This is a genomic window from Acinetobacter sp. WCHAc010034, assembly GCF_001696615.3.
Classification (GTDB): domain Bacteria; phylum Pseudomonadota; class Gammaproteobacteria; order Pseudomonadales; family Moraxellaceae; genus Acinetobacter.
On the sequence record NZ_CP032279.1, the window covers coordinates 721746 to 735589 of the forward strand.

The 13844-nt window shown below is 48.3% G+C and carries 15 protein-coding genes; 7 read left to right on the forward strand and 8 right to left on the reverse strand.

The features are described 5' to 3' along the window. Positions 1-234: 234 nt before the first annotated feature. On the forward strand, positions 235-1431 hold the full coding sequence (locus tag BEN74_RS04945) for an MgtC/SapB family protein (RefSeq protein WP_068911350.1): 1197 nt from the start codon (positions 235-237) through the stop codon (positions 1429-1431). 180 nt (positions 1432-1611) lie between these two features. Beyond that, positions 1612-2601 carry a hypothetical protein gene (locus tag BEN74_RS04950; protein WP_068911275.1) on the forward strand — a complete coding sequence of 330 codons (990 nt, stop codon included), beginning with the start codon at positions 1612-1614 and terminating at the stop codon, positions 2599-2601. A gap of 13 nt (positions 2602-2614) precedes the next feature. Here BEN74_RS04950 and tsaA read toward each other — a convergent pair whose 3' ends face one another. Continuing rightward, positions 2615-3340, reverse strand: coding sequence for a tRNA (N6-threonylcarbamoyladenosine(37)-N6)-methyltransferase TrmO (tsaA, locus tag BEN74_RS04955; protein ID WP_171404880.1), 726 nt, complete (start codon positions 3338-3340; stop codon positions 2615-2617). Between the two features lie 105 nt (positions 3341-3445). Here tsaA and BEN74_RS04960 point away from each other — a divergent pair, with 105 nt between their 5' ends. Further along, entirely contained in the window at positions 3446-4225 is a 780-nt protein-coding gene (locus BEN74_RS04960; RefSeq protein WP_068911274.1) for a ferredoxin--NADP reductase, read from the forward strand. Between the two features lie 447 nt (positions 4226-4672). Here BEN74_RS04960 and BEN74_RS04965 read toward each other — a convergent pair whose 3' ends face one another. Beyond that, positions 4673-5239, reverse strand: a complete 567-nt coding sequence (locus BEN74_RS04965) for a TetR/AcrR family transcriptional regulator (RefSeq protein WP_068911273.1) — start codon at positions 5237-5239, stop codon at positions 4673-4675. Between the two features lie 237 nt (positions 5240-5476). On the opposite strand from BEN74_RS04965, the gene BEN74_RS04970 reads away from it, so the two are divergent. Continuing rightward, on the forward strand, positions 5477-6316 hold the full coding sequence (locus tag BEN74_RS04970) for a hypothetical protein (protein WP_068911272.1): 840 nt from the start codon (positions 5477-5479) through the stop codon (positions 6314-6316). A 700-nt stretch (positions 6317-7016) separates the two neighbouring features. Beyond that, positions 7017-7805: a DUF2071 domain-containing protein gene (locus tag BEN74_RS04975; RefSeq protein WP_068911271.1), complete on the forward strand. Its 789-nt coding sequence runs from the start codon at positions 7017-7019 to the stop codon at positions 7803-7805. Positions 7806-7888: 83 nt separating this feature from the next. Here the strand turns inward: BEN74_RS04975 and BEN74_RS04980 are convergent, their stop codons facing one another. Together BEN74_RS04980 and BEN74_RS04985 are read right to left on the reverse strand one after the other, a co-directional pair. Beyond that, a complete protein-coding gene (locus tag BEN74_RS04980) occupies positions 7889-8377 on the reverse strand; it encodes a hypothetical protein (RefSeq protein ID WP_162898139.1) in 489 nt (162 codons plus the stop codon). A gap of 76 nt (positions 8378-8453) precedes the next feature. Beyond that, the gene (locus tag BEN74_RS04985; protein ID WP_068911269.1) at positions 8454-9083 is read right to left on the reverse strand and encodes a cation transporter; all 630 of its coding nucleotides are present in this window, start codon (positions 9081-9083) and stop codon (positions 8454-8456) included. A 68-nt stretch (positions 9084-9151) separates the two neighbouring features. Here BEN74_RS04985 and BEN74_RS04990 point away from each other — a divergent pair, with 68 nt between their 5' ends. Beyond that, positions 9152-9589 (forward strand): Cd(II)/Pb(II)-responsive transcriptional regulator, encoded by a 438-nt coding sequence (locus BEN74_RS04990; protein ID WP_068911268.1) that lies wholly within the window; start codon positions 9152-9154, stop codon positions 9587-9589. An 11-nt stretch (positions 9590-9600) separates the two neighbouring features. On the opposite strand, the gene arsH is transcribed toward BEN74_RS04990, so the two are convergent. The 4 genes from arsH to BEN74_RS05010 form a co-directional block, all read right to left on the reverse strand. Continuing rightward, positions 9601-10305 carry an arsenical resistance protein ArsH gene (gene arsH, locus BEN74_RS04995; RefSeq protein ID WP_068911267.1) on the reverse strand — a complete coding sequence of 235 codons (705 nt, stop codon included), beginning with the start codon at positions 10303-10305 and terminating at the stop codon, positions 9601-9603. 109 nt (positions 10306-10414) lie between these two features. Next, entirely contained in the window at positions 10415-11461 is a 1047-nt protein-coding gene (gene arsB / locus BEN74_RS05000; protein WP_068911346.1) for an ACR3 family arsenite efflux transporter, read from the reverse strand. A gap of 10 nt (positions 11462-11471) precedes the next feature. Further along, positions 11472-11945: an arsenate reductase ArsC gene (locus tag BEN74_RS05005; protein WP_068911266.1), complete on the reverse strand. Its 474-nt coding sequence runs from the start codon at positions 11943-11945 to the stop codon at positions 11472-11474. A 15-nt stretch (positions 11946-11960) separates the two neighbouring features. Beyond that, positions 11961-12284, reverse strand: coding sequence for a metalloregulator ArsR/SmtB family transcription factor (locus tag BEN74_RS05010; protein ID WP_068911265.1), 324 nt, complete (start codon positions 12282-12284; stop codon positions 11961-11963). 162 nt (positions 12285-12446) lie between these two features. Between BEN74_RS05010 and yegQ the strand changes: the two genes are divergently transcribed. Continuing rightward, positions 12447-13844 (forward strand): tRNA 5-hydroxyuridine modification protein YegQ, encoded by a 1398-nt coding sequence (yegQ, locus tag BEN74_RS05015; RefSeq protein WP_068911264.1) that lies wholly within the window; start codon positions 12447-12449, stop codon positions 13842-13844.

The following is a 13844-nucleotide window of genomic DNA, read 5'->3' on the forward strand; positions in this document are numbered from 1 at the left end:
CCCGGTTCGGAATAGCCGCAGCCATGAAACAGTTTATTTGCAATTACAGCAGCTTAATTGCGGAAAACCGCTGCAGCTTTTGACTGCATAAAAGATTGACCCCTGCATGATTTATCACCTATATTGCAAATGAGGCTTAATTTTTTAAACTGCTACTTTAGGGATAACCCTGTGAATTCAGCTGAGCTTGCCTTCCTGCAAAATACGCCTTTTCACGATTTGATTGCGGTCTTAATGGCGGCGCTCGGCTGCGGCTTGCTGATTGGCCTGGAACGCGAGCGCAGCAAGCAGCGGGAAAACCAGCACAGCTTTGCAGGCCTGCGCTCTTTCACAGCATGCGCGCTGCTGGGCGCGGTTTGCTTTTTATTCGGCGCAGCCGTTGGCCTTGCCGGAGCGGTCATTGTCGGCGGCATTGCAATTTTTTCCGTCAAAAATCAGCCCAGCGACCCGGGCACCACCACAGAGCTGGCATTTGTGCTGACCTATTTCATTGGCGCTTTATGCCTGTGGAATCCGCCCTTGGCGGCCGGTTTGGCGGTACTGCTGACCATTCTGCTCATGGCCAAGCACTCCATGCACAGCTTTGCCGGAAAATGGATTACCGAAGCTGAATTTAAGGACGGCATTTTTCTGCTGGCCTTGATTCTGATTGCCCTGCCCTTAACGCCGAATGCGCCGCTGTGGGGCTCGGCGCTGAATCCCTATATTATTTTAAAGCTGCTTGCATTGATTTTAGCTGTGCAGGCTCTGGCGCATATCGTCAAGCGCCTGCTGTCCTCAAAAAATGCCCTGATCTTATCTTCTGTCGCTTCCGGCTTTGTTTCCAGTACGGCGACTGTCGCCAGCCTAGGCATGGAAGTCCGCGCCGGCCGCGCCGACGCCAAAATCAATGCCGGCGCAGCGCTGATGTCCTGCGTCGCGACACTGCTGCAGCTGCTGATTATTGTGGCCGGCGTCAGCGTGCTGTGGCTGAAAACCATTATTGCGCCAGCCTTAATCGCCACTTTGATTTTGGCCGGCTGCGCCTATTGGCTGCTGAAAGACGCTGCGCCGGCTGAACAGAGCCTGCAGGCAGACTCCCGCATGTTCAGCCTGAAGGAAGCCGCCATCATTGCCGGAACATTAACGGTCATTCAGGCCGGCGTGTACGGCCTGAACCTTTGGCTGGGCGATGCCGGCCTGATTGCAGGCACGCTGCTGGCCTCGCTGTTTGAGATTCACGCCGCTATGGCGACCGTGGTCATGCAGGGCGCGCCGGCAGAAAACGGCGTGTTCTATGCTTTTATTCTGGGCCTCGCGGCGCATGCAGTCGCCAAGTCGGTGAATGCAGCCCTGACTGGCGGCCTGAAGTTTGCTCTGGCCTTTGCGCCTATTCAGATTTTCCACATGGCAGTTTTAATTGCCCTGCTGTGGTGGACGGTTAAGCTTTAGCAAGGCCGCATCCTTAAACCACAGCTAACAGATAGCTATTTTTATTTAGACATACTTAAATTGTTATTTTTATTTACATTTTTTAATTTTTCCGCCAACTTAAAATAATGCTTTTAACTTACCATCTTGGTCTTTATTTAAACTATATCCATAATTTAAATTATTTTAAGGAATTAAAAAATGCAGTATAAAAGCTTAAGCTTAGCAGTAACCGCAGCGCTCACTTTAGCAGGCTGCGGCGGCGGTTCATCAGGCGACATATTTACCGATGGCGGAAATGCAAGCGGGTTTCAGCAATTGGCTGACATCCGTGTCTATCATGACGTTCAAAATAATAAGATTTCACAATCCACAAGCATTATGACCATTACGAAAGACGGCAAAGCCTATGATGATTCCAGCAGCACCGTGCTTTCTTTTATTGTCACTAAAAATGGCTTATATGATGAATCAAGCGTCAAAGACACTTATGGCAAACTTATTGGCGCCGCTTCGGTCAGCAAAAACCAATTTACACTCTATCCCTACTCAAGCATAGGTTCTAAAGGCTTAGCATTTACAACGAATTACAGCATATTGAACATTGGCGGACAGGGCATGGCTGAAAAAATTGCGCCATTTCCTTACTGGGTTGCTGTGAATAAATTAGGCAGTAAATATCAATATCCGCAGCGTTATTTGGATTTCCTGCTCTATCTGAATAAAATGAAATTTCCTGCAAATACCCAATGCATGCAGTCTATTGAGGAAACATCAAGTGAAGACCGCTTATTCATTAAGGATATAACTGAAAATAATCCAGCTGAGCAAGCCTTCTTGAAAAAACAATGGGAAGACTACAGTACCAGAAACAGCCCGAATATTTCAAAAATCATCTACAAAGACAGCATTGCCTATTCACTGTTTGATCCTTTTGATAAAACAACCCAAACTGTTGTGCAGTACAAAGATTACACCTACTACTCTGCCGTGCATAAAAAAGCAGGCATTGGATACAGCCTCCAGCAGGAGCTGGACAAAATCGCAACCAATCCAGATTTTGACAAAGTCAGCGCCAATCTACGCGACCAGTACCGCAGCCTGCTGCAAAAATCCTGCACCAGCTTCACGCCTGCAGTAAAAGCTGCACTGCAGCAGCATATCAACACATTCAATCAAACCCTGAAATAATCGGCCGGCTGCCTTACAGGGGCTGCGCAGCCATCAGTTCCTGTACTTCAACATGCGCAGCGGCAACTTTAAATTTCACATTCACTGCAGCAAACAGCATGCCGTAAACCCGCTCCTCATCCTCCTGATAGGCGGGGCGCGGGTCCAAAGCCAACACCTGCTCCAGTTCATTGACTGTTTGCGCTGTGAGCCGGTTTTGCTTCAGCAGCGCCTGCTTTTGCTGTTCCGCCTCCGCCAGCCACAGCACCTGCTTGCGCGCCGGCTCATCCTGCGCATAGGCGCTTTGCGCATCATGAACCGCATCTGAATATTGAATATAGGGCTTGATATCGACAATCGGCGTGCCGTCCAGCAGGTCGCTGCCGGTTACATAGACCCGCACCGATTTTCCGTTTTTTTCGACTTTCCGCAGCTGCACCACAGACAGGCCAACCGGCGCCGGCCGGTACATGCTGCGGGTGGCAAACACCCCGATTTTCTTATTGCCGCCCAGACGCGGCGGACGCACCTGCGGCCGGAACGCGCCGCCGTCCTGCTGATTTTTATTGTCATGGAACTGCCACAGCAGCCACAGATGGCTGAAGGCCTCAATGCCTTCAAAAGCCAGCAGGTCATTATACGGCGCAGCCATTTCAATATAGGATTCAATCTGAACCAAATTCGGCTGGCGCGGAATTCCAAACTTTTCCTTATAGGGAGAATGCATATAGCCAATAATTGGCAAATTTAACCCAGTCATAATCAATTTTTTTGATAAGTTCAATTAAATATATTCAGTTTATCGAGAATGATTTTAGATTAGAATAGCAAGCTGTTCTAATTTGATAAATTATTGAGACCTTTAATGGCTGCTTTCAACGTCGAAAAGATTACTCAGGTGCACCACTGGAATGACACATTATTCAGTTTTAAAACCACCCGCGATACTGCGCTGCGTTTTAAAAACGGTCAATTTGTGATGATTGGTCTTGAAGTGAATGGTAAGCCTTTAATGCGCGCATATTCTATTGCCAGCGCAAACTATGAAGAAGAGCTGGAGTTTTTCTCAATTAAAGTGCCGGACGGCCCTTTGACTTCTATCTTGCAAAAAGTAAAAGTTGGCGATGAAATTCTGGTTTCTAAAAAACCGACAGGCACTTTGGTTCTTGATGATTTGAACCCGGGCAAAAATCTGTACCTGCTTTCTTCCGGCACCGGCCTTGCGCCGTTCCTGGCAACCATCCGCGACCCGGAAACATACGAACGCTTTGAGAAAGTGATTGTAGTTCACGGCACGCGCTTCATTTCTGAACTGGCGTATCAAGACCTGATTTTAAATGAACTGCCAAACAATGAGTTCTTTGAAGAATTAGGCATTAAAGACAAATTGGTTTACTACCCAACGGTAACCCGCGAAGAATATCCAAACCAAGGCCGTGTAACGACAGTAATTGAAACGGGCGAAATTTTTGAAAAAATCGGCCTGCCGCGCTTCAACCCGGAAACTGACCGCGCAATGCTTTGCGGCAGCCCTGCATTCCTGGATGACGTTGCTGCGCTGCTTGATCAGCATGGCTTAAAAGAATCTCCACGCATGGGCGTACTGGGTGACTACGTGATTGAACGCGCATTCGTCGAAAAATAATTCCCCCTTTCAAAAAAGACTGGAGCATATGCCTCCAGTTTTTTTGGCCATTTTTTGTCAGTTTTTAACAAAAAAATCTCATATAAAAAGAAAAAGTCTTGTTTTTACTCAGTGAAGTAAATATAATTCAGCCACAGAACAGACAGGTCTGTCTATTTTTATATTTGCTGAATATAGAAGATAATTTAATCATCCAGAGGGTCTAAAGAAAATAAACATAAGAAGAAGTTTTAAGCTTCTCGCCCTCTGTAGTTTATCAGCCATTTTTTAAATGACTGAGCAATTACAGAGCATAATGAACTTATCAGCAGAGCGCGGTGAACAGCGATCATCGCGCTTTTTTATTTCCGAAATTTGAGCTGAAGGATGCCTGCTTCCGGTTAAGCATGCGCCGCCGGCCATATCAACATTCAATGGCCGGCAGCCGCTTCATTATCCCGCCGCAAATCAAGCTGCGGGAATTTCCAGCTGAATCAGCTTTTCCACCCGGTTCCAGTAATCATCAATATGAACGGCATTCGGGTCAATCTGCGCCTGAATTGTCATGCCGTCCAGAATGCTGGACAGCAAAGCGGCCAGCTGGTCTGCCTGCTGCACGCCCAAGCCCTGCAATGCATCGCGCAGGCGCCCGCTCAGCCATTCCTTATAGTCAATTGCCGGCTGCAGCGAAGAAGGATAAATTTTTGAAATCTCTTCCACCGCTTTTTGAAACATGCAGCCGTTAAAGTCCGATGTATGGAACCACGCGTGATACCAGAAAAAAGCCGTTCTGATATGCTCCATATAGTCCTGCGGATCGCAGGCTGCGATTGCTGCGCCTAAAGACTCCTGCAAATTAATATTCCTCCTAATCAGGCACTCTTCAATCAGCTTCGCTTTAGATGGAAAGTATTTATAAAACGTCATTTTCGCGACGCCAGACTCACTAATAATCCGATCAACTCCTATAGAGTTGTAGCTATGCGAGTTAAAAAGATTCAGTGCAGTATTAATTATGTCATCTTTTTTTGACATGGTTTACCTGCCGTACAGAATGTGCGATTTGATCATTGGTTCATGACAACCTAACTGTGAAAGCTATTATAACAGCCCGCCATTATACTGATATTATGCTGACCTGAGCAATTTTATCCAAGAATAAATTCACCATACAAGTAGTTGAATTAATGATATTATTTAATTAAATTTAACTATAGAAGATTGCTGTATTTTTAACTATTATCAAATGATTAAAACCACAATTACTCCTATATGAATACACTCTCCTTTACCCAATCTGAGCACACCCGCGCAGAACTCCTGCACTTTATTCAGCACTCACTGAGCCCGGAACTGTGGGAAAATAATGCATATGCCGTAAGCTGGCTGAAACAGCGGACAAAATCGCATGCTTTATTCCGGCATCCTATGCTGGAGCGCCTCAAGGCATGCCAATTAAGCCTGCAGCAGCTTAAAGCCATTCATATCAACTATTTCACGGCCATTGTCAGAATTTTTACCGATGCGCTGAGCATGCTGATTTATCAGGCCGCTGCGCTGGAAAGCAATGCCAACATCCATGCAGAAAAGCGCATTCCTGCAAAAATTTATGCGCGCTATCTGCTGTCTTTAAATTTGTTTGATGAATTGGGCTTTAATACCCATCAGCTTGCGCAAAGCTCGCCGTCAAAATCCCATCTGATTTATTTTTTAGACTTAATGCGCCAGCTGGAGCTTGACGCCGCCCAGCAGCATGCCGAAGCGGAAGCCTATGCGCTACAGGCGTTTATTCAGCAGCATATGCATTCATATGCGGATTTGCTGCTGATTCTGGCCTGCACTGAACTGCAGGTCATTAAATTCAGCGAGGCACTGCGGATCAATATGCAAGCCTATGACCCCGCATTTGCGCTGGGATATTACGCCTGCCACGGCATCGCAGACGGTTCATCCCAGCATCTGGCCAATGATGACAACCATGAAGACGACATTTGGGTGCTGCTGACCCAATGCTTTGCCGGTGAGCACAGCCAGCATTATCAGCAAATGCAGATGCAATACCTTGAACTGTGGAATGATTTCTGGAGCAGGATGCATAAAATGGCATCATAAGAATTTAATTTTAAAGGTTTTAAGCAATAGATAGCAAACAGCTGGAATAATGCGCGCAAAGGCTTCAATTCAGCTGAATAATGCCGTATATAGCTAAATCATAAAGTCTGTATTACGAATAATTTCCTATAAAATATGATTGCACTAAATTTTAGTCGCGTTAACGATTTCGGCAATTAACAATAGCGCTTGCACTGCCTCATTTTTCCTTTAAATATTTAAATAGCTTTGCGCAGACAATACCTCACTTTGGAAAGACCCAAAGTGAGCAAAAGTCTTTTGTTGCCCATACACGGCGTCCCTGCCGTGATGGGCAACGTGCGGCATCCATGCCGCACTCGCGTATCCAAAGTTTATTTTACTCAAGGGCTTAGGAGGCTGAAAGGATTTTCGCGGAGTCATTTAAGAAAATTTAGCCATCATATAGCTGAGTTTTGAAATCTATATCACACATCATCTCCCATAAAATATGCTTTCATTAGTTTCTGTATGATAGCTATTTGAACAATTAGCTATAGATTGCGCCAAGGGCAATTGCTCAAGCATCTGATGGCACTTCCGCACGAATTCCTGAATTTAAAACAGAAAAGCAGCCGGTTCATTGCTTGGCTGTCATGCGGGCGCAGGCCCGGTTTTTATTTACTCTTTATTCAAATTTGCCTAAGATGTCCGCAACAACAAAAATGGTTTAAGCCAAAATATGACAATTGCGCCCTTACGTTTTCAAGATTTCCTGCATCCGCGCCCCAAGCCTAAAGGCATTGATGTGCAGTGCAAACTGCAACATTTCGCGCTGATTACCTATGCCGTAGACCCTGAGCGTTTCCAGAATATTATTCCTGAGCGCTTTAAGCTGGATACCGTTCAATACCACGGCAAAGCGCAGGCGCTGATGTCGGTAGTGCCCTTTATTGATGTGGATTTCACTTCCGCCGTTTACCCTTTTCCCAAATTTGAAATGGGGCAAACCAATTACCGCGTTTATGTGATTGATCAGGAAACACAGGAGCGCTGTGTCTGGTTTATCGGCACCACTTTGGATTCATGGACCCTGATGGTGCCGCGCCATGTCTGGCAGCTGCCTTGGCACCCCGCAGGCTTTAAATTTGACTGCCGGCAGGATGCTAACGGCTTATACAGCCAGTATAAAATGCAGACTGAGTCAGCATGGGCCAGCGCTGAACTGCAGCTGGCGCAGTCGCCTGATGATGGCTGGCAGTTTGAAGGCTTTCCGGATTTGGAAACCTATCTGGTGTATTTAACCCATCCGCTGGCCGGCTTTTATCACCGCAGGGACGGCAAGCTCGGCACCTACCGCGTTTGGCACGGGCGCCTGCAGCCGCGGCCGGCAAAACTGCAGCATGCGCGCTTTGAACTGTTAGACCGCATGAATCTGGTGCCTTTTGAGCATCAGCTGCAGCCGTACAGCGCGCTGATTGAGCCTGTGAATGAGTTTACTATTTACCTGCCGCCGGCAGTGCTGGACTGAATAAGAACCGGGGCCAAAGCCCCGGTTTTTTCTGCAGATTCAACTAAGCCAAATGCAATTCAGCGCCTATGCTTAAAGTTAATTCACAGGGCTAATTCACTTTTATCGCACACCACAGTAAATCCCAGCGATTCAAAATCAGTATTGTCAAACCTGTACACCAGCTCATCTGCCGTTAATTTAACAATGCTGAAAACATCATCGCCGGCCGGTTCAACCAAGTCCTTGGTGATGTGATAGCGCTCATCAAAAGCAGGATTATCAATTGAAAAATTATAAAATTTCAGATTCTTAAAGATCAGCTTATCGCCCTGCAGCACCCAATTCGACTTGGCCTCGTATTTTAAAAAGGCTTCGTCACTTTCATTGGAAAAATGCACAATGCCAGCCTGCGGGGAAGCGCCGCTTTTCTGGAAATCGACATTGCTGAATTCAACCAGCTGATACTCCTCTACATCCAAGCTGGCGATACACGACCATTTTCCCCATAATTTTTTCTGATCAATCATTTCTGTCTGGGCATGACCTAAAAGCGCAACCATGGAACACATGAATGCCAATAATAATTTCAATTTTATTATCTCTTTAAAAATTAATCCGCTATTTTAAGCAAAATCGATTTTAAAAGCACCGCGCGGCGCCGCATATTTAGCTGGCCGCACTCAGCTGGGTGCTTTTGCGTTCTTCTATCGACTTCTTAATCACCCGGTAGCCGCCGCTTAGGCCCAAGCCCGCCATGATCACCGCCACAATAATATCCGGCAGCATGCTGCCTGTGCCGAATACCCCAACCGCGGCCAAAATCACCGCCACATTGCCAATCGCGTCATTGCGGCTGCAGATCCAAACCGACTGCATATTGGAATCGCCGTCGCGGAACGCATAAAGAATATAGGCAGCCACGGCGTTGGCGATTAAAGCCAGAACGCCAATCGCGCCCATAGTCACGGCTTCCGGCGCAATGCCCTGTGCATAGGCGTAGATCACCTTGCCAATCACCACCAAGCCGAATCCGGCCATCACCAAGCCTTTCACTAGCGCAACCGTAGCGCGCCAGTACAGGCTGGCCCCCAAAACCGCCAAAGAAATGGCGTAATTCACCGCATCGCCAAAGAAGTCCAGCGAGTCTGCCCAAAGCGCGGAAGAATGCGCATAAGCGCCGCCAATCAGTTCAACAAGGAACATGGCGAGGTTGATAAACAGCGCAATCCACAGCGCGGTTCTGAATTTACTGTCCGGTTTTGGCGCTACCGGTTCATGACTGCAAGTACAGGCCATTTGCACAATCCTCTATCTGTATTATTCTTATTCAAAACTATGGACTAACTCCAAGGTCAAGCCGCCTAATGAAAAATGAGCCGAATTATTTAATTAAAGATCTTGCGGATAAAACCGGCCTGAGCCATGACACTATCCGCTTTTATGAAAAGAAGCAGCTGATTCAGCCCAGCTTCCGCGGCAGCAACAACTACCGCTACTACAATGATGACGCCTTAAAGCGCCTGCTGTTTATTAAGCGCTGCCGCGCTTTGGACATGACCTTAAAAGAAATTCAGTCGCTGATTGCGCTGGAGCAGAACCCGGAGCAGGACTGCTCTGCGGTCAACAACTTAATTGATGCGCATCTGCAGCATGTGGAAAGCCGGATTGCCGAACTGCTGACCTTCCGGCTGCAGCTGCAGCAGCTGAGGCAGTCCTGCTCCACGCAGTCGACCGTTGACCAGTGCCAGATTTTAAAGAAGCTGGAAAACGCCGCCGAGCAGAACTGCAGCGCAGCGAAATAATCCGCCGGGCTCTACAAGGATTTTTGATTGACCCGCTGAGACAGCTCGGCTGCGGATTCCTTGCGCTCTGAATAGCGGCTGCAGAGGTAAGCCGCCTGCCCGCGCGTCAGCAAAGTAAATTTGTACAGCTCTTCCATGACATCCACAATGCGGTCGTAATAGCTGGACGGCTTCATGCGGTCATTTTCATCAAATTCCAAAAAAGCCTTCGGGATGGAAGACTGATTGGGAATCGTCAGCATGCGCATCCAGCGCCCCAAAACACGCATTTGATTCAGCGCATTAAACGACTGCGAGCCGCCGCAGACCTGCATCAGCGCCAAGGCCTTGCCCTGTGTGGCGCGTATGGCGCCGGCAGCCAAAGGAATCCAGTCAATTTGCGCCTTAAAGATTGAGCTCATTGCGCCGTGGCGCTCCGGCGAGCACCAGACCATGCCTTCCGCCCAGGCCAGCAGCGCGTGCAGCTCCTGCACTTTAGGGTGCTGCATATCTGCATCTTCCGGCAAAGGCAGGCCTTTGGGATGGAAAATTTTCACTTCTGCGCCAAAACGCTCAAGAATGCGCCCTGCTTCCAGCACGGCCAGGCGGCTGAATGAGCGTTCACGGTTGGAGCCGTACAGCAGCAGAATCCGCGGCGGATGCGGCAGCGTTTTGGCTTGAACCTGCTCAAAACTTGGCGTTTCCAGCAAATCTGCATCAATATTCGGTAAAGACATTTCTAAACTCACGGCATTTTTCAGCTTTAGCTCCCCCTTGTTCCTGCTTAAGCGGGCTTAGAGGGAGATTTTTTAAGGGATAATTTATAACTGCGCGGCAATTGAATCTTCAGCTGCGCTCATTTGGATAGAATTTCCTGCGCAGCCAGAGCGAAACGCTGACCAAAGCAATCAGCACCGGCACTTCCACCAACGGGCCAATCACTGCGGTAAAAGCCACCGGTGATGCCAGGCCGAACGAGGCAATCGCAACCGCCAGCGCCAGTTCAAAGTTATTACCGGCAGCGGTAAATGAAATGGCTGCGGCGCGCGGGTAATCGCTCCCCATCCATTTGCTTAAAAAGAAGCTCAGCAGGAACATCAGCACAAAGTAAATCAGCAGCGGGACGGCAATGCGCAGCACATCCATCGGCAGGCTGACCACTTCCCCGCCCTTTAAGCTGAACATGGCCGCAATGGTGAACAGCAGCGCCAGCAGGCTCAGCGGACTGATTTTCGGCAGAAAATGGTTTTGATACCAGTCCAGCCCTTTGCGCTTGAGCAGAATTTCACGGGTCAAAAAGCCCAGCAGGAACGGAATGCCCAAGTACAGCAGCACCGCTTGGCTGATGGTCCAGAAACTGACATCCACCGCCAGCCCTGCCGCGCCGAAATAAGGCGGCAGCACGGTTAAAAACAGCCATGCATAGGTGCTGAAGAATAAAATCTGGAAAATGCTGTTAAAAGCCACCAAGGCGGCGGCGTATTGGCTGTCGCCGCAGGCCAGATTGTTCCAGATCAGCACCATGGCAATGCAGCGCGCAAGGCCAATCAAAATCAGCCCCGCCATATATTCAGGAAAATTGTGCAGGAAAATCACCGCCAGCAGGAACATCAGGCAAGGCGCAATCAGCCAGTTCTGCAGCAGGGACAGCGCCAGAGTGCGCCTGTCCTGAAAAACCTGTGGCAGCGCCCTGTAGTCAACTTTGGCCAAAGGCGGATACATCATCAAAATCAGTCCGATGGCAATCGGCAGATTGACCGTTCCTACGCTCATCTGATTCAAATTTTCTGACGCCTGCGGAAAAAATACCCCTATCGCCACCCCGGCGGCCATGGCAATGAAGATCCACAAGGTTAAATTGCGGTCCAGAAATGAGAGTTTTTGGGCTGCCATGCGCTTCATCTCAGGCAATTTCTGAAATTTTCTGGATTGCAACTGTCAATTCCTGATCAGACAGATTGGCAAAATCTAACGCAAAGAAGGCATCCAGGCGACGGTTAATATGCTCAACGGTCTGCATAAACGCCTGCATTTTTTCCTCGTCAGGCAAGTCTAAATGCGATGGATCATCCAGGCCCCAATGCGCTTTAATGGCTTTGCCTAAATACAGCGGACAGGGTTCCTGCGCTGCTGAACCGCATACGGTAATGACAATGTCAGGATTGAACGGCTCGCATTCCTGCATGTTTTTGCTGTAAAGATTCGCCGTTTCCAAACCTAGGCTTTGCAAGGTTTTCAGCGTCAGTGGATGCACCTGTCCGGAGGGCTGGCTGCCGGCGCTGCAGGCGCTGAAACCGTCAGGCGCGCGCGCGTTGAATAATACCTCTGACAGAATGCTCCGGCAGCTGTTTCCTGTGCATAAAAATAAAAAATTCATAATATTTACAATGACCTAATTACAGCAGTTTAAATTTGAACATAATTCAGCATCGGCCGGATTAAAGCGCGGATGCTGGGCGGCGGACAGTTTTAAAACCTCCAGGCACCAGACGGGCAATTGATCATGCAGGCGGTAATGCACCCACTGCCCTTGGCGCCGATCCTGCAGAATTCCGCCATTGCGCAGCAGTGCCAAATGGCGGGAAATTTTGGGCTGGCTCAGCTGCAGCCCTGCGGTTAAATCGCAGACGCAGCGCTCGCCCTGCTTCACAATCATCATGACAATATCCAGACGGGTCGGGTCCGCCAGAGATTTAAAAAATTCGGCCTGATTCATAATATATGCATATATGTATTTCCATATATATTAGCGCATAAAAAGTGACAGTTCGATGACCAAACTGCAGAAACCGGCGGTTAATTCCGAGTTATTTACTGGGTTGAATCATTTTTTTATATCCCTACAATAAAGCAATAAATTTTTTATGCCTTTATTGACATGACCATTGCACACGTTACTGAACTTCTTTCACCTGCCGGCTCGCTGAAGAATATGCGCTATGCATTTGCTTATGGCGCGGACGCGGTGTATGCAGGTCAGCCGCGCTACAGCCTGCGCGTGCGCAACAATGCGTTTGATCATGACAATCTGCAAATCGGCATTGCTGAAGCGCATGCGCTGGGCAAAAAGTTTTATGTGGTGGTTAATATTCAGCCGCACAACTCCAAGCTGAAAAACTTCATCCGCGATTTAGCGCCTGTGGTGGCGATGAATCCTGACGCCCTGATTATGTCCGATCCGGGCCTGATCATGATGGTGCGCGAGCATTTTCCAGACGTGCCTGTGCACCTGTCTGTGCAGGCCAATGCTGTCAACTGGGCGACAGTGAAGTTTTGGAAAAACATGGGCTTAACCCGCGTGATTTTGTCACGCGAACTGTCCATTGACGAAATTGAGGAAATTAAAAATAACGTGCCGGACATGGAAGTTGAAGTTTTCGTGCATGGCGCGTTATGCATGGCTTATTCCGGCCGCTGCTTACTTTCCGGCTATATGAACAAACGTGATGCAAATCAAGGCGCCTGCACCAATGCGTGCCGCTGGGACTATAAAATTCACGAGGCAGCTGAAGATGAAACTGGCGATGTTATTCCAGTAGCACAAATCGAAGAATCATCATGCTGTCAAAACAAAGATGCCGATGAGCAGCACGCCATACAACAACACCAATTTGGCGAACCGGTTTTATTACAGCGCAATGAAGAAGAAATGTTCGCAGCCGAAGAGGACGAGCATGGCACTTACTTCATGAACTCCAAGGATCTGCGCGCAGTGCAGCATGTCGGCCGCCTGACGGAAATGGGCATTCATTCACTGAAGATTGAAGGCCGCACCAAGTCCTATTTTTACTGCGCCCGCACCGCGCAAATTTACCGCAAGGCCATTGATGATGCACTGCAAGGCAAGCCTTTCGATCCTGCATTGATGTCGCAGCTGGAAGGCTTGGCCAACCGCGGCTACACCGAAGGCTTCCTGCGCCGCCATGTGCACAGTGAATATCAGAATTATGAAACCGGCTCTTCGCGCTTTGACCATCAGCAGTTTGTCGGCGAAGTTTTAGAACGCAATGGCAATTACCTCAAAATTGACGTGAAAAACCGCTTTGTGGTGGGCGATTCTTTAGAATTGATGACGACCTCAGGCAATATCACTTTTGAACTGACCGAAATTTTAGATAAAAAAGGCAATTCAATTCCTGATGCGAAAGGTTCCGGCCATATTGTCGATATTCCTGTCCCTGCCGATGTGGACATGAACTATGCCCTGCTGATCCGCAATTTGCCGGATTCAGCAATGGATATTTCCGCAGCATCTTTGGCCTACGCAGCCAGCTGA